This window comes from Streptomyces sp. NPDC001750 (assembly GCF_042892615.1).
Taxonomy (GTDB): Bacteria; Actinomycetota; Actinomycetes; order Streptomycetales; family Streptomycetaceae; genus Streptomyces.
Genome location: NZ_JBIAUE010000017.1, coordinates 120,394 through 137,829, shown reverse-complemented (window position 1 = coordinate 137,829; position 17,436 = coordinate 120,394). Strand labels below are relative to the sequence as shown.

Here is a 17,436-nt window from a genome sequence, read left to right as displayed (position 1 = left end):
TTCCATGAGCAAGACCAAGACCGACGCGAGCAACGAGCACGAGGAGAAGGGGCGCGACGAGAACGCCTCCGGACTCGGCGCGGCCGGCTCCCGGCTCTCCACCGCACCCCGGGAGGAGAGCGCGGCAGCTCTGCCGGCCATGGGCGCCATCGGCTGGGCCCGCTGGTTCTGGCGCCAGCTCACCTCCATGCGGGTCGCGCTGATCCTGCTCTTCCTGCTGTCGCTCGGCGCCGTCCCCGGCTCGCTGATCCCGCAGAACAGCGTGGACGAACTGAAGGTGCAGGCCTTCAAGGAGGCCCACACCACCCTCACGCCGATCTACGAGAAGCTCCAGTTCTTCGACGTCTACAGCTCGGTGTGGTTCTCCGCGATCTACATCCTGCTGTTCATCTCGCTCATCGGCTGCATCGTGCCGCGCACCGGCCAGTTCATCGGCCAGCTGCGCAGCCGTCCGCCGGGCGCCCCCAAGCGCCTGACCCGGCTGCCCGCGTACACCACCTGGCGCACCGAGGCCGAGCCCGAGCAGGTCCGCGAGGCCGCGCTCGCCACGCTGCGCGGGCGCCGCTTCCGGGCCCACGTGGTGGGGGAGGCGGTCGCCGCGGAGAAGGGGTACCTGCGCGAGGCCGGGAACCTGCTCTTCCACGTCTCCCTGATCGTGATGCTGGTGGCGTTCGGCTACGGCCAGCTCTTCAAGTCCGAGGGCGCCAAGCTGATCGTCGAGGGCGACGGCTTCTCCAACACGCTGACCCAGTACGACGACTTCAAGTCCGGGTCGTTGTTCGACTACGACGGGCTCGCCCCGTTCAGCTTCAAGCTCGACGACTTCGTCGGCACGTACGAGCGCAGCGGCCCGCAGAAGGGTACGGCTCGGACCTTCGAGGCCCGTGTGACGTACGAGAAGGGCGCGTACGGCAAGCCGCGGAAGACCGTCATCAGGGTCAACGAGCCGCTCGTCGTCGACGGCACCAAGGTCTATCTGAACGCGCACGGCTACGCGCCGGTCGTCTCCGTCAAGGACGCCTCCGGCAAGGAGGTCTACCGGAACGCCGTGCCGCTGCTGCCGAGGGACAACAACATCACCTCGACCGGCGCGATCAAGGTGCTGGACGGCTACCGGGACAAGAGCGGCAAGAAGACCCAGCTGGGCTTCCAGGCGTTCTTCGTGCCGACCTTCGCGGGTAGCGGCAAGGGCACGATGTTCTCCCAGTTCCCGGCGGCGGACATGCCCGTGCTCGCGCTCAACGCCTACCACGGCTACCTCGGAACCGACTCCGGACTGGCGCAGAACGTGTACCAGCTGGACAAGAAGAAGATGAAGCCGTTCAAGGACGGCGAGAACGGCGACCTCAAGCAGCTCCTCGCGGTCGGCGACACGATGAAGCTGCCCGACGGCAAGGCCTCGATCACCTTCGTGGGCGTCGAGGAGTGGGCCAGCTTCCAGATCTCCGAGCAGCCCGCCAGCGGCTGGGCCCTCGGCGGTTCGGCCGCCGCGATCGCCGGGCTCGCCGCCTCGCTGTTCATCCAGCGGCGACGGGTCTGGGTGCGGGCCGTGCGCGGCGCCGACGGTGTCACCGTCGTCGAGATGGGCGGCCTCGGCCGCAGCGAGTCCGCCAGGCTCCCCGAGGAACTGGCCGATCTCGCCCTCACGCTCCACGACCGGGCGCCCACCGCGCCCGACCCGGCGCCCACCGGTTCCGACGGCGACGCGCCCGACCCGGACACGGACGAGGGGCGGCCCGGCGGGCCGGGCCCCGACTCCGTCGAAGAATCCTCCGAAGAACCTGCCGAAGGGGCTGGGAAGTGAATCTCGCCGCCGCAACCAACGAGAGCCTGGCGAACACCAGCAATGTGCTGATCTATTCGTCGATGGCCGTCTACACCCTGGCCTTCTTCGCGCACATCGCGGAATGGGTGTTCGGCAGCCGCAGCAAGGTCGGCCGCACCGCCGCCGCCCTGACCGGGACGGAGGCCGCGGCCGAGGGCGCCGGTGCCGCGACGGGGGCGCGGGTCGCCCAGCAGGGCGGCGGCACCGCCGTGCTCGACCGCCCGAAGATCGTCACGCGTGCCGCCGCGGGCTCCCGGGACGTCCCGGACGGACCCGGCGCGGCCGGCGGCACGTTCAAGGGCGACCTGTACGGGCGCGTTGCGATCTCCCTGACCGTCGTCGCCTTCCTCGTCCAGGCGGGCGGCGTCGTCGCCCGCGCGATGTCCGTGCAGCGCGCCCCCTGGGGCAACATGTACGAGTTCTCCATCACCTTCTCCACGGTGGCGGTCGGCACGTACCTGGTCCTCCTCGCGCTGGGGAAGAACGTCCGCTGGATGGGGCTGCTCCTGGTCACCACCGTCCTGCTGGACCTCGGCGTCGCGACCACGCTGCTCTACACGGCCAGCGACCAGCTGGTGCCCGCGCTGCACTCGTACTGGCTGTGGATCCACGTCTCCACCGCCATCCTCTGCGGTGCCGTCTTCTACATCGGCGCGGTCGCCACCCTGCTCTACCTCTTCCGCGACAGCTACGAGGCCAAGCTGGCGGCCGGCGGGAAGCCGGGGGCCTTCGCCCGGTCCGTGCTCTCCCGGCTGCCGGCCGCCGGTTCGCTCGACAAGTTCTCGTACCGCATCAACGCCGCGGTGTTTCCGCTGTGGACGTTCACGATCATCGCGGGCGCCATCTGGGCCGGTGACGCGTGGGGCCGCTACTGGGGCTGGGACCCCAAGGAGGTCTGGTCCTTCATCACCTGGGTCGCGTACGCCAGCTACCTGCACGCCCGCGCCACGGCCGGGTGGAAGGGCCGCAAGGCCGCCTACCTGGCACTCCTCGCCTTCGGCTGCTGGCTGTTCAACTACTACGGCGTGAACATCTTCGTCAACGGCAAGCACTCCTACGCGGGCGTCTGACGACCGCACCCGCGCGAGCGTCCGAGGACCGGCCCCTGTCGTCCCCCCGCACGGGAACGACAGGGGCCGGTCCTCGTTCGTGCACGGGTGCGGATCGCGCGTCCTCGGGCCACGCTGGAGCCATGACCGATGCGACCCCCGTCATCGAGCACGGCACCAGCGAGACCCACGGCGATCGGCACGTCCTGCATTTCCTGCTGCGGCTGCCCCACCCCGTCCCCAAGGTGTGGACGGCCGTCGCCAGCGCCGAGGGGCTGCCCGGCTGGCTGGCCGCCGCCGACACGTTCGAACCACGTGTCGGCGGGGCGATCACGCTGCGCTGGCTGAACACCGGCCCCGACGGGAACGCCACCGTCGCCTCGGGCACCGTCACCGCCTGGGACGTCGAGCGGGTCGCCGAATACACCCTCGAAGGACCACACGGCCGCATCCGCTTCCACCTGGAACCGCCGCGCGGCGACCATGTGCTGCTGCGCTTCACCAACGAGATCCGGGGCGACGACGCGCTGCGCCTGGACTGCCTCGCCGGCTGGCACGACCACTTCCGCTACCTCGTGGACGCGCTGGACGGCTGCCCCGCCGACTGGTCGAGATGGACACCGGTGCGCTGGGCCGGACTGCGCGAGGAGTACGCGGCCAGGGAGTGAGGGGGCGTGGGCGGCGGGGCCGCGTCGTGCGGGCCCGACGCGGCGTACGCCCGTACGGGCTCACGGCCCCGAGGACGGAGGCAGGCAGCTCGGGCCCGGAGGCGTCCGCTCCGGCCAGGCGATCGCCACGAACCGCTGACGGGCGTCCTCCGGCGCCAGCTCCACCACCGGCACCGCCTTGTTGTACGGGTTCCCGTGGTTGTCCAGGCAGATCCAGCCGCCGGCCCCCGGCACCCGCAACGACCCCTTCACCCGCGGCCACTGCTCGCCCACGTCTGCGGGCCGGGGCAGCAGCTTGCCCTCCGGGGTCGCCTGCCGGATGCCGCGCACCGCCAGCGACAGCGCGTCGTACGCGACGATGACCTGCCCGTCCGTCAGGTCCTGGTGCCCGGTCGGCCCGATCGGGCCCACGGGCCTGCGCGCCACCGCGGCCAGCAGGTCCAGGAAGCTCCGGTAGTCCGCCGGGGAGCCGCCCGTCGGCGACTTCCCCTTTCCCTTCTGCTCCGTGGTCGTCCAGGTGTCCGGATGCGCCAGGGACGCGTAGCGCACCGTCACCCCGCGGCGCAGCGCGCCCCGGTCGAGCTTCTTGTCGCTGCCGAGGTACGAGCCCTCGTCGCCGGTCAGGATCGTGAACGGGCGCCTCTGGCAGCCCCGGGACCCGAGCGCGTTGATGAACTGCCGCAGCTGGGTGTGGCGTCCGGCGAAGAACACCGTGTCCGCGTCCGTGTCGCAGATCAGGTGCGTGATCTGCTGGAACGTGTTGGCCGTGGTGCCCTCGTCGTTCGGGTCGCTGCGCGAGGTGAACAGCTGCGGCTCGTAGCGGGTGCCCTTCACCAGCGAGGTGAACGCCGCCCGCAGCGTGTCCGTGTAGTGGTCCCCGGTCCGGGTGTCCTGCACCAGCAGCGCCTTGTCGGCCTTCACCTGCCCGAAGTGCGCCAGCGCCCGCGCCTCGTCGCGGTTGGTCGGCGAGACCCGCGCCAGGCCCGGGAACGGGTCGCCGTCCGGACCGTTGGCGATGTCGTCCGCGGTGATCGTGGTGCCGACGACCGCGATGTGCGCGGCGGTCAGCTCCTTGACCGCGTTCCTGACCTGGGTGCTGCTGGTCGCCACCCCCGACACGGCGCGCAGGTGGTCCGGCGCCCCGGTCATCGCCTTCAGCCGCTCCACCGTCGGCCGCCACAGCAGGTTGTTGTTCCCGGTGTTGGCGAGCACCAGCCGGATCCCCGGCACCTGGCCGTTCGACAGGTGGTTGGCCCGGTACTGCGCGGCGAAGGCGCCCTGCAGCTCGCGCTGCATCTTCGTCTGCATCGCCTCGTCCTTCGACGTGAGCGGCAGCAGCAGGGCGACCGTCGCGTACCGGCCGGGCTTCAGCGTGGCGTTCTCCCGGGCGATGGCCCTGGCGACCTCGGTGAGCTTCGGCCGTCCGAAGTCGTAGCCGTCACCGGAGACCCCCACGCACTCGTCGCTGCCCGGCGGGCGCTCGACGCCCGGCACGCAGGCGCGGTTCTCGGGGGCGGTGAGCCGGCCGATGCCGTACCAGCCCGACGTGACGACCAGGGCGCCCGCCACCACCGAGGTGACGACCTTCTGCCGCGCCGTGTACCAGAGGCGGTACCGCAGTGGATTACGCATCCGAGCCACCCTCCCCGCGTCGCGTGCCGCTCGTGCCCGTCCTGCCGCCCGCTCCGCCCGTCGCCCCCGGCGGCATGGACAACGGCCGCCAGGCCCTGATGTCCCGGGGCCAGTGCGTCGCCGCGTCCCACAGCACGCTGTTGCCCGACGGATGGACGCCGGACAGCTGCCGCAGTTCGTGCGCCATCTTCTCGACCACCTCGTCGTCCGGCAGGACCAGCGGATCGGACAGCAGCCACACCGCGTGCAGCAGCCTGCGCAGCCGCAACTGGAGCTCCACGGCCCGCTCGCCCAGCCCCGCGAGCCCCGTCTCCCCGTCCGGCAGCGTGTCGGTCGCCTCCCGGCCGAGGGCCACCGCCCGCCGCGGGTCGGGACCGGGACGGCCGGGCGTCCGCAGGTACGGCGCCGAGGCCGAGGCGATGAACCGCAGTGAGTCGAGCCAGTCCGTCACCTCCGCGTCGGCGAACCGCTCCCGCAGATGCGTCACACAGTCCCTGGTCCTGCCCAGCACCAGCTCCTGGTGCAGCCGGTGCCGGACGCTCGGCAGCCGGCCCCCGGGCGCGTAGGCCGTACGCAGCGTCTCGTGCACCGCGCGCCACACCGCGTAGTACGGATGGTCGTCGTCCTGGAAGCGCAGCCGGTGCAGCAGCAGCGCCCGCAGCAGCGGATCGGAGACGAAGAACTCGGGGCCGACCGGCCAGCCCTGCGCCCGCAGCGCGTCACGCACCCGCAACGCCACGTCGCCCTCCAGCGACCGGTCGCGCAGCCGGGCCGTGGCCAGCAGCCGCGCCGACTCCTCGCCGTGCGCGGCGGCCAGCACGCACAGCATGTCGAGCTGCTGTCCGGGCACCAGCCGCGCCAGCAGTTCGTCCGCCACCCGCACCGGGGGCCGGTCCTCGCGCAGTTCCACGGTGTGGTCCAGCAGCGCCCCCGGCACCAGGTCCGCACCCGCGGCCCGGTCCGGCCGCCCCGTTCCCGCCCCCGCCGCCGCCCGCGCCAGTGCCTCGCCCGTCGCCTGCGCCAGCAGCGCCACGCCCAGCGGGCGCCCGCGCGTCAGCCGGTGCACCCCGCGCGCCAGCCCGGCCGGGGCGCGGCCCGCCGGATCCTGCCGGTCGAACGCCGCCTGCACGTCCGCCGGGGCCAGCGCCGTCAGCTCCACGGCCAGGATCCCCGAGGTCACCTCCGAACCGCGCGCCCAGTGCGAACCGTGTGCCACCTCGGGCAGCCGCCTGCGCGTCGCATGGCTCAGCCCCTCGTGGTCGTGGGTCCGGGAGGTGGCGAACACGGCGATCCGGTCCCGCACCCCGGCGGCCCGCCGCCGCAGCAGCGGCTCGACCAGCCGGCGGCCCAGCTCGGTGTGCGCGTTGTCCAGCAGCAGCACCGGACGCCCCCGCCTGGCGCCGCGCGCCAGGCCCTCGTACGCCCGGACCAGATCCGTGACCAGCGCCAGCACCAGATGGTCCTCGGCCCGGCGGCGCAGATCACCGCCGCGTTCGAAGTCGACCGCCAGTTGCCGCAGCCCGATCCGGCCGTTGCCGCCCGCGTGCGGATAACTCCCGTACCAGTCCGCGGTGCGCCGCTGGAACCGGCCGAACGACTCCTCCAGCACCGTCTCGACCGTGGCCTCCGCGACCAGCCCGGCCAGCGGGGCCACGGCGTCGAAGGCGCCGGCGGCCAGCTTCGTCAGCACCTTGGTCACCCAGCCCGTCGCCGCGTCGCCCCGGGTGTCGACGGTCGCCAGCACCGGGCCCAGCGCCTGGAGGTCCCGCTGCGCCCGTGTCTCGTCCTCCCGCGTCCAGGAGATCGAGGCGACCGCCACCAGCCCCAGGCTCAGCCGGGGGAACGGCACCGGCCGCGCGGCCCGCACCCGCGCCGTCAACTGGGCGGCGAGCTCCGGCAGCGCACCGGTGACCGGGGTCCAGCCCGGCCCCGGGTCCGCGGGCGGCACGACCGCCTCGCAGTCGACCAGGGCGACCGGGGTGATCTCCCGGTACAGCCTGCGCAACTGCTTCAGTACGGCCGTCTTGCCCATGCCGCGCCCGCCGGTGAGCACGGCGACCGGTGGATCGTCGCGGTGCTCGTAGGCGACCCGGGCGGAGCCGTACGGGGCGAGACCGGTCAGGCGCGCGGCGAGTCCGTCGGCGCCGAGGAGCGCCTCACGTCCGTACAGCTCTCTGTCCACAGCACCCCCAGCGCCGTCGCCCGCTCCGATCTGTCACACCGTCAACAACAGGGTATCGGGAGGGTGTTGGGGCGAGGAGAGAATTTTCGAAGGATCGGCGAGTCCGGTGTGCGAAGTGACCGGCACGTGAAGGGGCCGGGCGCGCGAAGGGGCCGGGCATGGGCCCTGGGGCCCTGGGGCCCTGGGGCCCTGGCGGACGGAACGGCGACGGCCACCGCGTGCCGGGTGGCACACGGTGGCCGTCATGGTCGGTCGGACCGCGGGCGGCGGTCCCTGCGCGGTCAGGACGCGGGCGGCGTCGAACCCTCGGGCCCGGTCTCGTTCTCGCGGCGCTTCAGCTCCTCCTCGCGGCGGCGCAGATCCGCCTCCCAGTCCTTGAGGAGCGACTCGTCCTTCTTGTTCTCCTCGCGCAGCGTCTTCAGGAACTCCGGATTGTCGTCCGGGGCCACCCACTGCGTGCGGTGGTTGCGGTGCCATTCGGACGGCGTGCGGCCCCCGGCGGGCACCGCACGCATCTTGCCCGCGGCCAGCCACACGATCGGGCCCACGATCCAGAACAGCAGGATGATGAAGATCCAGGCGATCTTCGGCAGATGCTTGGCCTCGTCCTCGGGGGTGTTCAGGCAGTCGATGAACGCGTAGATCGTCAGAGCCAGAGGCAGGAGATACATCAAGGCCCGGAACATGGCGGAAGGTCCCCCTGAGGAGAGTTGGCGGGGCTTGTCCGCCCCGGTGTGGGCCCAGGGTAACCGGTGCCGCCGACAGCCCGGCGTGGAGCCGGGCATCCCCACCGGGCGCCGCGCGCCCGCCGGGAACCGGGCCACCCCCGGTGGTCGGCCGCGGTGATGACAAACTGGACGGCATGGCTTATGACGATCTTCGTTCCCTGCTCCGGGCGCTGGAGCGCGAGGGCGACCTCAAGCGCATCAAGGCCGAGGTCGACCCCTACCTGGAGGTCGGCGAGATCGTCGACCGGGTGAACAAGGCCGGCGGTCCGGCCCTGCTCTTCGAGAACGTCAAGGGGTCCTCGATGCCCCTGGCCATGAACGTCTTCGGGACCGACCGGCGGCTGCTCAAGGCGCTCGGGCTGAAGTCGTACGCGGACATCGGCGACAAGATCGGCGGACTGCTCAAGCCGGAGCTGCCGCACGGCTTCGTCGGGGTGCGCGAGGCGTTCGGGAAGCTCGGCTCGATGGTGCACCTGCCGCCGAAGAAGGTGAAGGCGGAGAGCGCCCCGGTCCAGGAAGTGGTGCTGACCGGCGACGACGTGGACCTGGACCGGTTGCCCGCGCTCTTCACCTGGCCCGGGGACGGCGGCTCGTTCTTCAACCTGGGGCTCACCCACACCAAGGACCCGGAGAGCGGCGTCCGGAACCTGGGCCTCTACCGGCTCCAGCGGCACGACCGGCGCACCATCGGGATGCACTGGCAGATCCACAAGGACAGCCGCAACCACTACCAGGTCGCCGCCCGGCGCGGGGAGCGGCTGCCGGTCGCGATCGCGTTCGGGGCGCCGCCCGCGGTGACGTACGCCTCCACCGCCCCGCTGCCGGGGGACATCGACGAGTACCTCTTCGCCGGGTTCCTCCAGGGCAAGCGGATCGAGATGGTCGACTGCAAGACCGTGCCGCTCCAGGTCCCGGCGCAGGCGGAGGTCGTCCTGGAGGGCTGGCTGGAGCCCGGGAAGATGCTGCCCGAGGGGCCGTTCGGCGACCACACCGGCTTCTACACCCCGCAGGAGCCGTTCCCCGCGCTGACCATCGACTGCGTGACCATGCGGGCGCGTCCGCTGCTCCAGTCGATCGTGGTGGGCCGGCCGCCGACCGAGGACGGGCCGCTGGGGCGGGCCACCGAGCGGTTCTTCCTGCCGCTCCTCAAGATCATCGTGCCGGACATCGTGGACTACCACCTGCCGGAGGCGGGCGGGTTCCACAACTGCGCGATCGTCTCGATCGACAAGAAGTACCCGAAGCACGCCCAGAAGGTGATGAGCGCCATCTGGGGGGCGCACATGATGTCGCTGACCAAGCTGATCGTGGTCGTGGACTCCGACTGCGACGTCCATGATCTGCACGAGGTGGCGTGGCGGGCGCTGGGCAACACGGACTACGCGCGCGACCTGACCGTCACCGAGGGGCCGGTCGACCACCTCGACCACGCCTCCTACCAGCAGTTCTGGGGTGGCAAGGCGGGCATCGACGCGACCCGGAAGTGGCCCGAGGAGGGATACACCCGGGACGGGGGCTGGCCGGAGATGGTCGAGTCGGACCCCGGGACGGCGGCGAAGGTCGACCGCCGGTGGAAGGAATACGGACTGTGAGCGCCGCCGACGCAGCACTGGGCTCGGAGCCCGTACGGCCGAACAACAGCAAGGTCAAGGCGTTCCTGCGGCTCGTGATGATCGAGCACTCGGTCTTCGCGCTGCCCTTCGCGTACATCGCCGCGCTGACCGCGATGTTCCGGGCCGACAGGACGGTCCACTGGGTCGAGCTGCTGCTCGTCACCGTCGCGATGGTGGGGCTGCGGACGTTCGCCATGGCCTGCAACCGGATCATCGACCGGGAGATCGACGCCCGCAATCCGCGCACCGCGAACCGGGAACTGGTCACCGGCGCGGTGTCCGTGCGCTCGGCGTGGACGGGGGCACTCGTCGCCCTCGTGGTCTTCCTGGGCGCCGCCGCCCTGCTGAACCCGCTCTGCCTGGCGCTGGCGCCGGTGGCCGTCGTGCCGATGGTGGTGTACCCGTACGGCAAGCGGTTCACCACCTACCCGCACGCCATCCTCGGCATCGCGCAGGCCATAGGACCGATCGGCGCCTGGCTGGCGGTGACCGGAAGCTGGTCGTGGGAGGCGGTGATCCTCGGTCTCGCGGTCGGGATCTGGATCGGCGGTTTCGACCTGATCTTCGCCTGCCAGGACGTGCAGGCGGACCGGGCGCACGGGGTGCGGTCGGTGCCGGCCCGGTTCGGGATCCCGGCGGCGCTGTGGGGGGCGCGGGTCTCCCACGTGGTGACGACGGTGCTGCTGGTCTGGTTCGGCCTGGCCACCGAGGCGGGGGTGCTGTACTGGATCGGCATGGCGGTCGTCGCCGTCGCCTTCGTGTACGAGCACCGGGTGGTGCGTCCGCACGACCTGTCCCGGCTGAACCGGGCGTTCTTCTCCGTCAACGGCTTCATCGGAATAGCGCTGTTCGTGTGCGCCCTGCTGGACCTGGTGGTGCGCGGCCTGACGGTGTAGGCGGGGCGCCGAGCGGGTCGGGACACGGTCGGGTACGGAGCGGAGCGCCGGGCCGTCCCCCCGGTCGGTGCGCCGAGGACCGACACGTCCGTGCTTCCCGCCGCCGCGGCTCGAAAGGGCCGCGGCGCGCGGCAGCGGGCCTCCTCGCGTCACTGGCCGGGCGCGCGCGGGCGCGCCCCCCGGTCGGGGCCTCGGGCCCGGTCCCCGGTCAGGGCAGGAACGGGGTGGCCGTCGGGTCGCCCCCGCGGCCGGTACCGGCGGTGCGGCCGGCGCGGCGGCGGAAGACGAACGCCGCCACCACGCCCGCCGCCAGCCCGAACAGGTGGCCCTGCCAGCTGACCGAGGTGTTGGTGGGGGATATCCCCAGCAGGATCGACGAGCCCCATATCGCGCCGATCAGCAGGCCGATCCCGATGTCGAGCGGTCTGCGGTCGACGAAGCCGCGGACCAGCAGATAGCCGAAGAGGCCGAAGACGAGCCCGGAGGCGCCCGCCGTGTTGGAGTGGGCGGGGGAGACCAGCCAGACGCCGAGGCCGTCCACCACGATGATCAGCGCGGCGACGGCCGCGAAACGGCGGATGCCGCCCAGTGCGGCCAGGAAGCCGAAGACCAGCAGCGGCACGGTGTTGGACGCGACGTGGCCGAAGCCGAAGTGGATGAAGGCCGCGGGCACGATGTCCAGCAGTTCGGCGGGCCGGCGTGGCTCGATCCCGTACGTGTCCAGCGCGTGGCCCGTCGACACGTCGACGGCTTCGAGCACCCAGAGGAGCGCCACCCACCCCAGCATCAGCTTGGCCGCGGCCTTCGCCCGGTCGGCCCGGCCCCACGTCGGCGTCCGGCCCGGGCCGGCACTGCGATTCGGCCATGCGGTCATCGTGGTCCCCTGCGTCCGGTGTCGTCGCTGATTCGGTCCGTCCTTCAGCCGTCTTCCGCCAGTCAGAACGCCCGACGCCCCTTGCTCGGTTCCGGCGTCGTGCGGCCGGATAGGCTCGGGGGCGTGGAATCCGGGAATTCAGTGAGTCAGCAGCGGCGGCAGCCTTGGATCGTGGGGGTTTCCGGCGCTTCGGGCACTCCTTTCGCCGCCGCCGTGCTGCGCGGTCTGCTGGCCGCGGGCGAGAACGTGGATCTGGTGGTGAGCCGGGCGTCGCGGCTGACGCTGCTGGACGAGACCGGGATCGCGTTCCGCGACGCGCACTGGCGCGAGGATCTGCGGACCTGGCTGGCCCGCGGGGCGGACGGGAAGCCGCACACCTTCGACGTGGGCGAGGCGGAGATCGAGCGGGTACGGCACTGGGCGGCCGGTGACCTCGGCGCGGGGCCGTCCTCGGGGTCGTACCCGGCGAAGGGGATGCTCATCGTGCCGGCCTCGACGGCGTGCGTGGCCGGGGTGGCGCTCGGGCTGTCGAAGGATCTGCTCCAGCGGGCCGCGAGCGTGACGCTCAAGGAGCGGCGCAAGCTGGTCGTCGCCGTGCGGGAGACCCCGTTGAACGGGCAGACGCTGAAGCACCTGGTGAGCCTGGACGAGGCGGGCGCCGTGGTGCTGCCCGCCTCTCCGGGCTTCTACGCGGGGGCGACGCACATCCAGGATCTGGTGGACTTCGTCGCGGGGCGGGTACTGGACGCGGCGGGGGTGCCGCACGACCTGTACCGCCGGTGGGAGGGAGAACTCGGTGGTGGCTCCCGCGGCGTGTAGGACCGGCCCGCGGAGCCCGGCGAGTGCGAGTACGGGGCCGTCGGGCCCGTGGTCAGCGCTTCTTCGGGGCGCGCGCGATACGGGCGCGGTCGATGCGACGCGCGGCGGCGGGTTGGTGGGCACGCGAGCGGTTGGCCAGGTCCTGCAGCTCGCGCATACGGGCGTAGGCCATCTCGATCGAGTACACGGTGTTCTCACTCCTGAAGATTCGAAAGCGTTTTTTGGATGTACGAGAAGTTTTGCAGGCGATGAAGCCTGCATGCCTTAGATTCTACACGTAAACTCGCGATACTGCTGAACAATGGAAGGTTTCAGTCACATGGACGCGGTGGACAGGCAGCTCATCCAGGCACTGAGGGAGAACGGCAGGGCCTCGTACGCCGAGCTGGGGCGGCTGGTGGGGCTCTCCGGGCCCAGCGTCACCGACCGCATCAACCGGCTGGAATCCGCCGGGGTCATCACCGGGTACCGCGCCACCGTCGACGCCGCGGCCCTGGGGCTCGGTGTCACGGCCCTGATCGGCATCTCGCTCTCCGACGCGGCCGATCACGAGGACGTGGCGCGCCGGCTGAAGGACCTCGCGGAGATCGAGGACGCGTGGTTCATCGCGGGCGACGACTCGTACATGCTCAAGGTGCGGGTCGGTGACGTGGACGGGCTGGAGCGGACCATCCGCCGGCTCAGCGGCACGAAGGGTGTCTCGCGCACCCGTACCACGATCGTGCTCTCCACCAAGTGGGAGAACCGGGTCGGGGAGCTCCCCGAAGAGGTGTAGGCGTAACGTGGTGGAACCCCCCGGGCGCCCGGGGGGTTCGCCCGGTACCGCCGGGAAGGCCCCGGTGCCGCCGGGGAGGGGTTCCCGGTGTCGCCGGGAACAGGCACAGCACGTCGACAACTGGGAGGCAGCCGCATGGACGTCGGGCTCAAGCGCGAACTGGAGGAGAAGGTCCGCGCGGGGGAGCGGCTGACCCGTGAGGACGGCATCGCCCTCTACGAGTCGGACGACCTGGCCTGGCTCGGCGGCCTCGCCCACGAGGTGCGCACCCGCAAGAACGGTGACGTGGTCCACTTCAACGTCAACCGGCACCTGAACATGACCAATGTGTGCACGGCCTCGTGCGCCTACTGCTCGTTCCAGCGCAAGCCGGGCGAGAAGGACGCGTACACCATGCGTATCGAGGAGGCGGTCCGGCTCGCGAAGGCGATGGAGGGCGAGAACCTCACCGAGCTGCACATCGTCAACGGGCTGCACCCCACCCTGCCGTGGCGCTACTACCCGCGCTCGCTCGGCGCACTGAAGGAGGCCCTGCCGCAGGTCTCCCTCAAGGCGTTCACCGCCACCGAGATCCACCACTTCGAGACCATCTCCAAGCTCTCCGCCTCCGAGATCCTCGACGAGCTGATCGAGGCCGGTCTGGAGTCGCTGACCGGCGGTGGCGCGGAGATCTTCGACTGGGAGGTCCGGCAGCACATCGTGGACCACGACACCCACTGGGAGGACTGGTCGCGCATCCACCGCCTGGCGCACGAGAAGGGGCTCAAGACCCCGGCGACCATGCTCTACGGGCACATCGAGGAGCCCCGGCACCGCGTCGACCACGTGCTGCGGCTGCGTGAGCTCCAGGACGAGACCGGCGGCTTCCAGGTCTTCATCCCGCTGCGCTACCAGCACGACTTCGTGGACATGAAGGACGGCAAGATCCGCAACAAGCTCCAGGCGCGCACAACGATGGCGACCGGTGCCGAGGCGCTGAAGACCTTCGCGGTCTCGCGGCTCCTGTTCGACAACGTTCCGCACGTCAAGGTCTTCTGGGTGATGCACGGCGTGCAGACCGCCCAGCTCGCGCTCCAGCACGGCGCGGACGACATGGACGGCTCGGTCGTCGAGTACAAGATCACGCACGATGCGGACAACTACGGAACCCCGAACAAGCTCAGCCGCGAGGACCTGCTCGACCTGATCCGCGACGCGGGCTTCCGGCCCGTCGAGCGCAATACCCGGTACGAGATCATCCGCGAGTACCCGGGCCCGGACGCCGAGCGGCGCGAGTCGCCGCAGCCGATGCGCGTCTGACGGCCCCGGTGCCCCTTCCGGCGCACCAGTTCCGATGAGCGGTGCGAGAGCCCCGGCCGACCGGCCGGGGCTCTCTCGCGCACCGGGCGGGGCCGTCGCGCGCAGACGCGGTTTGAGGCCGGCGCGACGTAATGACTAGTCTTCGCTCATGGCACTTACCTTCGTGCTGGATCCCCAGGTCGACGGCACTCTGCGGGACGGCATCACCGAGCTCTGGACCGACGTCTCCAACGCGGGCGGTGCGGTGGGCTTCGTGCCTCCCGTCTCCGCCGCCGATATCCGGCCGGAGCTGGCCAAGCACCTCGCCGCGGCGGCCGAGGGGCGCACCCGGCTGCTGGTCGGCCGCGACGAGGGCGGTGCCGTGGCCGCCACGGCCTTCCTGTCGCTCAACACCCACCGCCTGATGGAGCACTGGCTCTGGCTCTACACGGTGATGGTCCACCCGCGTCACCAGGGCAAGGGGTACGGGCGCGACCTGATGGACGCCGCGGCCGAGGCCGCCCGCGGGACGGCGGGGATCGAGGCGATACGGCTCACCTGCCGCGGCGGCACCGGCGTCGACCGGTTCTACGCCTCCTGTGGATACAAGGAGGTCGGACGGGTGCCGGACGCGATCCGGGTCGCCGACGGGGACGACCGCGACGAGATCTTCATGCTGCTGCCGCTGGCCTGAAGGATGCGGGCCGCGCCGCCCCGCGCGGCCTCGGAACGGGGCCCCGCCCCTTTTGGCGCGGCCCTCCGAAGTGCTCGATTCCGGGGCATGCTTCACTGGTCGGGCAGGATTGCAGGACCGTCGTACGTCGAGAAAGGGGCCAACTGTGTCCGCTGCCAGGCCGAGCGCGACCATTCGGTACACCGTGATGCGCCTCAGCATCTTCGTCGGCTGCTTCGTCGTCGCAGCCGTGGCCGTCCACTTCGGCCTGGTTCCCTCCGGGGCGCGCGACTCCAACTTCTTCTGGGTGATCCTCCTCGCGCTGGTCCTGTCCGCGCCGCTCAGCTACGTGCTGCTGCGCAAGCAGCGTGACGAGATGTCCGCCCAGATCGCGCCCAGGATCGAGCGGGCCAAGCAGCGCCTCGAGGAGAACCGCACCCGCGAGGACCACGTCGCCCCGTGAGAGCCGCGGTGAGGACCGCGGGACCGTGACGAGTGCCGCGTGGACCACGTCCGCCCGCGAGGGCCGGGGCCGTGACGATGCGCTTGGAGCGGCGTGAGTCCGTCCGCGCGGGCCGCGTAAGGTTCCTCACACCTTTTACGGAACCCCGGTGCCGGAGCAGTTGCTCCGGCACCGGGGTTCCGTCGTTCCCGCCTGCGTGCGCCGGGTGTTCGCGTGCGCGGGTGGGACCCCGCTCCCGTGCCCGCACCCAAAGAAGACCTTTGAGGTCCTCAAAGTTCAAGTGTTAACGTGATTGGCATGAAGACAGCTGTGCGCCCTCACGAAGCCGCGAGCGTCCCGCTCGTGGCGCGCCTGCATGTCGATCTCTGCCGCTGCATGTCCGCGGTCTGTCGGCCGCGCATGAACGCGGTCCGTCGCGGCCTCTGAACAGCGTTCGAACCGGCACCATGCAGCGGCGCCGCCCCGACGCGGGCGCCGCAACACCCCCGTCCCCGTACAACGTCCTCCCGCACGGCGTCCTCGTGCGCCCCGATGCGTCACATCTGGAGTGTGTCCGTGTCCGCGACCCCCGCGTCCACCGCCGCCACCGACAGCCCGTCAGGCTCCGGTTCCGGCTCCCGCATACCCAAGGTCCCGTTCTGGGCCCAGATAGTCGCCGGTCTCGTCCTCGGTGTCGTCCTCGGGTGGATCGCCCGCAGCTACGACATCGACTGGCTCCACACCACGCTCGACAAGGTCGGCCACATCTTCGTCCAGCTGCTGAAGCTGGCTGTCGCACCGCTCGTGTTCTTCGCGATCCTGGTGTCGATCACCAACCTGCGCAAGGTCAACAACGCCGCCCGGCTGGCCACCCGCACCCTGCTCTGGTTCATGATCACCTCGCTGATCGCGGTCGCCATCGGTCTCGCGATCGGCCTGGTGACCAACCCGGGTGCCGGGACCGGCCTCACGCCGAAGGACGGCAAGCTGCCGCAGCACGCCGGGTCCTGGCTCGACTTCCTCACCGGCATCATCCCGAACGACGTGATCACCCCGTTCACCGAACTGAACGTGCTCCAGATCGTGTTCATGGCCGCCGTCGCCGGTATCGCCGCGCTCAAGCTCGGTGAGAAGGCCCAGCCGATCCTCACGCTCAGCGAGTCCGTCCTGGAACTCCTCCAGAAGGCGCTGTGGTGGGTCATCCGGCTGGCCCCGATCGGCACCGTCGGCCTCATCGGCTACGCGATCGCCGACTACGGCTGGGACCTGATCGGCAAGTACGCGACGTTCACCGCCGATGTCTACATCGGCTGCGCCCTGGTGCTGTTCGGGGTGTACCCGCTGCTGCTCGCCACGGTCGCCAAGCTCAGCCCGATCCAGTTCTTCAAGGGCGCCTGGCCGGCGATCCAGCTGGCCTTCGTCTCCCGCTCCTCGGTCGGCACGATGCCGGTCACCCAGAAGGTCACCGAGCGCCTCGGCGTCCCGAAGGAGTACGCGTCCTTCTCGGTCCCGTTCGGCGCGACCACCAAGATGGACGGCTGCGCCGCGATCTACCCCGCGCTCGCGGCGATCTTCATCGCGCAGATCTTCGACGTGCAGCTGAACGTCGGTGACTACGTCCTGATCGCGTTCGTCTCGGTGATCGGTTCGGCGGCCACCGCCGGTCTCACCGGCGCGACGGTCATGCTGACCCTGACGCTGTCGACGCTGGGCCTCCCGCTGGAGGGCGTCGGTCTGCTCATGGCGATCGACCCGATCCTGGACATGATGCGGACGGCCACGAACGTGGCCGGTCAGGCGCTGGTCCCGGTGATCGTCTCGGCGCGCGAGAAGATCCTCGACCACGAGGCGTACGCCACGGCTTCGTCCTCCCCGGTCGACGGCTCCGACGGCTCCGGTGACTCCGAGGCGCGTGACGCCGAGCCGCGGCGCGTGCCGGTCACCGCATAGCCGACGGCGGCCCGCCGCGCGTGGGCCCTCCT

Annotated in this window: 16 protein-coding genes; 11 read left to right on the top strand and 5 right to left on the bottom strand. The window is 71.2% G+C overall.

Features of this window, described 5'->3' with window-relative positions; translation table 11 throughout:
• The first annotated feature begins 4 nt into the window (after nucleotides 1-4).
• From ACFYY6_RS24945 to ACFYY6_RS24935, 3 genes are all read left to right on the top strand, one after another.
• Nucleotides 5-1,804 (top strand): cytochrome c biogenesis protein ResB, encoded by a 1,800-nt coding sequence (locus ACFYY6_RS24945; RefSeq protein ID WP_351519623.1) that lies wholly within the window; start codon nucleotides 5-7, stop codon nucleotides 1,802-1,804.
• Entirely contained in the window at nucleotides 1,801-2,895 is a 1,095-nt protein-coding gene (ccsB, locus tag ACFYY6_RS24940) for a c-type cytochrome biogenesis protein CcsB (protein ID WP_351519625.1), read from the top strand. Before ACFYY6_RS24945 ends, ccsB begins: the two co-directional genes overlap by 4 nt.
• Nucleotides 2,896-3,017: 122 nt before the next feature.
• A complete protein-coding gene (locus ACFYY6_RS24935) occupies nucleotides 3,018-3,542 on the top strand; it encodes an SRPBCC domain-containing protein (RefSeq protein ID WP_351519627.1) in 525 nt (174 codons plus the stop codon).
• Nucleotides 3,543-3,602: 60 nt separating this feature from the next.
• Here the strand turns inward: ACFYY6_RS24935 and ACFYY6_RS24930 are convergent, their stop codons facing one another.
• The 3 genes from ACFYY6_RS24930 to ACFYY6_RS24920 form a co-directional block, all read right to left on the bottom strand.
• A complete protein-coding gene (locus tag ACFYY6_RS24930; RefSeq protein ID WP_351519629.1) occupies nucleotides 3,603-5,174 on the bottom strand; it encodes a hypothetical protein in 1,572 nt (523 codons plus the stop codon).
• Nucleotides 5,167-7,356 carry a hypothetical protein gene (locus ACFYY6_RS24925; protein ID WP_351519631.1) on the bottom strand — a complete coding sequence of 730 codons (2,190 nt, stop codon included), beginning with the start codon at nucleotides 7,354-7,356 and terminating at the stop codon, nucleotides 5,167-5,169. The genes ACFYY6_RS24930 and ACFYY6_RS24925 overlap by 8 nt, the downstream gene beginning before the upstream one ends.
• Nucleotides 7,357-7,637: 281 nt before the next feature.
• Nucleotides 7,638-8,042 (bottom strand): PLD nuclease N-terminal domain-containing protein, encoded by a 405-nt coding sequence (locus ACFYY6_RS24920; protein ID WP_351519633.1) that lies wholly within the window; start codon nucleotides 8,040-8,042, stop codon nucleotides 7,638-7,640.
• Between the two features lie 176 nt (nucleotides 8,043-8,218).
• Between ACFYY6_RS24920 and ACFYY6_RS24915 the strand changes: the two genes are divergently transcribed.
• Both ACFYY6_RS24915 and mqnP read left to right on the top strand, forming a co-directional pair.
• The gene (locus ACFYY6_RS24915) at nucleotides 8,219-9,676 is read left to right on the top strand and encodes a menaquinone biosynthesis decarboxylase (RefSeq protein ID WP_351519635.1); all 1,458 of its coding nucleotides are present in this window, start codon (nucleotides 8,219-8,221) and stop codon (nucleotides 9,674-9,676) included.
• Nucleotides 9,673-10,593 (top strand): menaquinone biosynthesis prenyltransferase MqnP, encoded by a 921-nt coding sequence (mqnP, locus tag ACFYY6_RS24910; protein ID WP_351519637.1) that lies wholly within the window; start codon nucleotides 9,673-9,675, stop codon nucleotides 10,591-10,593. The genes ACFYY6_RS24915 and mqnP overlap by 4 nt, the downstream gene beginning before the upstream one ends.
• Nucleotides 10,594-10,801: 208 nt before the next feature.
• Here the strand turns inward: mqnP and ACFYY6_RS24905 are convergent, their stop codons facing one another.
• Nucleotides 10,802-11,467 carry a rhomboid family intramembrane serine protease gene (locus ACFYY6_RS24905; protein ID WP_389195234.1) on the bottom strand — a complete coding sequence of 222 codons (666 nt, stop codon included), beginning with the start codon at nucleotides 11,465-11,467 and terminating at the stop codon, nucleotides 10,802-10,804.
• A gap of 141 nt (nucleotides 11,468-11,608) precedes the next feature.
• Here ACFYY6_RS24905 and ACFYY6_RS24900 point away from each other — a divergent pair, with 141 nt between their 5' ends.
• The gene (locus ACFYY6_RS24900; RefSeq protein ID WP_360114371.1) at nucleotides 11,609-12,286 is read left to right on the top strand and encodes a UbiX family flavin prenyltransferase; all 678 of its coding nucleotides are present in this window, start codon (nucleotides 11,609-11,611) and stop codon (nucleotides 12,284-12,286) included.
• 52 nt (nucleotides 12,287-12,338) lie between these two features.
• Here the strand turns inward: ACFYY6_RS24900 and ACFYY6_RS24895 are convergent, their stop codons facing one another.
• Nucleotides 12,339-12,473: a hypothetical protein gene (locus ACFYY6_RS24895; RefSeq protein WP_351519641.1), complete on the bottom strand. Its 135-nt coding sequence runs from the start codon at nucleotides 12,471-12,473 to the stop codon at nucleotides 12,339-12,341.
• Between the two features lie 132 nt (nucleotides 12,474-12,605).
• Between ACFYY6_RS24895 and ACFYY6_RS24890 the strand changes: the two genes are divergently transcribed.
• From ACFYY6_RS24890 to ACFYY6_RS24870, 5 genes are all read left to right on the top strand, one after another.
• Entirely contained in the window at nucleotides 12,606-13,061 is a 456-nt protein-coding gene (locus ACFYY6_RS24890) for an Lrp/AsnC family transcriptional regulator (protein ID WP_073787137.1), read from the top strand.
• Nucleotides 13,062-13,196: 135 nt separating this feature from the next.
• Nucleotides 13,197-14,360, top strand: a complete 1,164-nt coding sequence (gene mqnE / locus ACFYY6_RS24885) for an aminofutalosine synthase MqnE (RefSeq protein ID WP_351519643.1) — start codon at nucleotides 13,197-13,199, stop codon at nucleotides 14,358-14,360.
• 148 nt (nucleotides 14,361-14,508) lie between these two features.
• Nucleotides 14,509-15,033 (top strand): GNAT family N-acetyltransferase, encoded by a 525-nt coding sequence (locus ACFYY6_RS24880; RefSeq protein ID WP_351519645.1) that lies wholly within the window; start codon nucleotides 14,509-14,511, stop codon nucleotides 15,031-15,033.
• A 145-nt stretch (nucleotides 15,034-15,178) separates the two neighbouring features.
• Nucleotides 15,179-15,475, top strand: coding sequence for a DUF4229 domain-containing protein (locus tag ACFYY6_RS24875; RefSeq protein ID WP_386606682.1), 297 nt, complete (start codon nucleotides 15,179-15,181; stop codon nucleotides 15,473-15,475).
• A 555-nt stretch (nucleotides 15,476-16,030) separates the two neighbouring features.
• Nucleotides 16,031-17,404, top strand: coding sequence for a dicarboxylate/amino acid:cation symporter (locus ACFYY6_RS24870; RefSeq protein ID WP_389195231.1), 1,374 nt, complete (start codon nucleotides 16,031-16,033; stop codon nucleotides 17,402-17,404).
• Nucleotides 17,405-17,436: the final 32 nt, after the last annotated feature.

Coding starts and splice junctions, on each gene's coding strand:
- ACFYY6_RS24890 (WP_073787137.1), top strand. CDS start 12,606: ATGGACGCGGTGGACAGGCAGCTCATCCAGGCACTGAGGGAGAACGGC.
- ACFYY6_RS24915 (WP_351519635.1), top strand. CDS start 8,219: ATGGCTTATGACGATCTTCGTTCCCTGCTCCGGGCGCTGGAGCGCGAG.
- ACFYY6_RS24905 (WP_389195234.1), bottom strand. CDS start 11,467: ATGACCGCATGGCCGAATCGCAGTGCCGGCCCGGGCCGGACGCCGACG.
- ACFYY6_RS24920 (WP_351519633.1), bottom strand. CDS start 8,042: ATGTTCCGGGCCTTGATGTATCTCCTGCCTCTGGCTCTGACGATCTAC.
- mqnE (WP_351519643.1), top strand. CDS start 13,197: ATGGACGTCGGGCTCAAGCGCGAACTGGAGGAGAAGGTCCGCGCGGGG.
- ACFYY6_RS24935 (WP_351519627.1), top strand. CDS start 3,018: ATGACCGATGCGACCCCCGTCATCGAGCACGGCACCAGCGAGACCCAC.
- ACFYY6_RS24880 (WP_351519645.1), top strand. CDS start 14,509: ATGGCACTTACCTTCGTGCTGGATCCCCAGGTCGACGGCACTCTGCGG.
- ACFYY6_RS24945 (WP_351519623.1), top strand. CDS start 5: ATGAGCAAGACCAAGACCGACGCGAGCAACGAGCACGAGGAGAAGGGG.
- ACFYY6_RS24930 (WP_351519629.1), bottom strand. CDS start 5,174: ATGCGTAATCCACTGCGGTACCGCCTCTGGTACACGGCGCGGCAGAAG.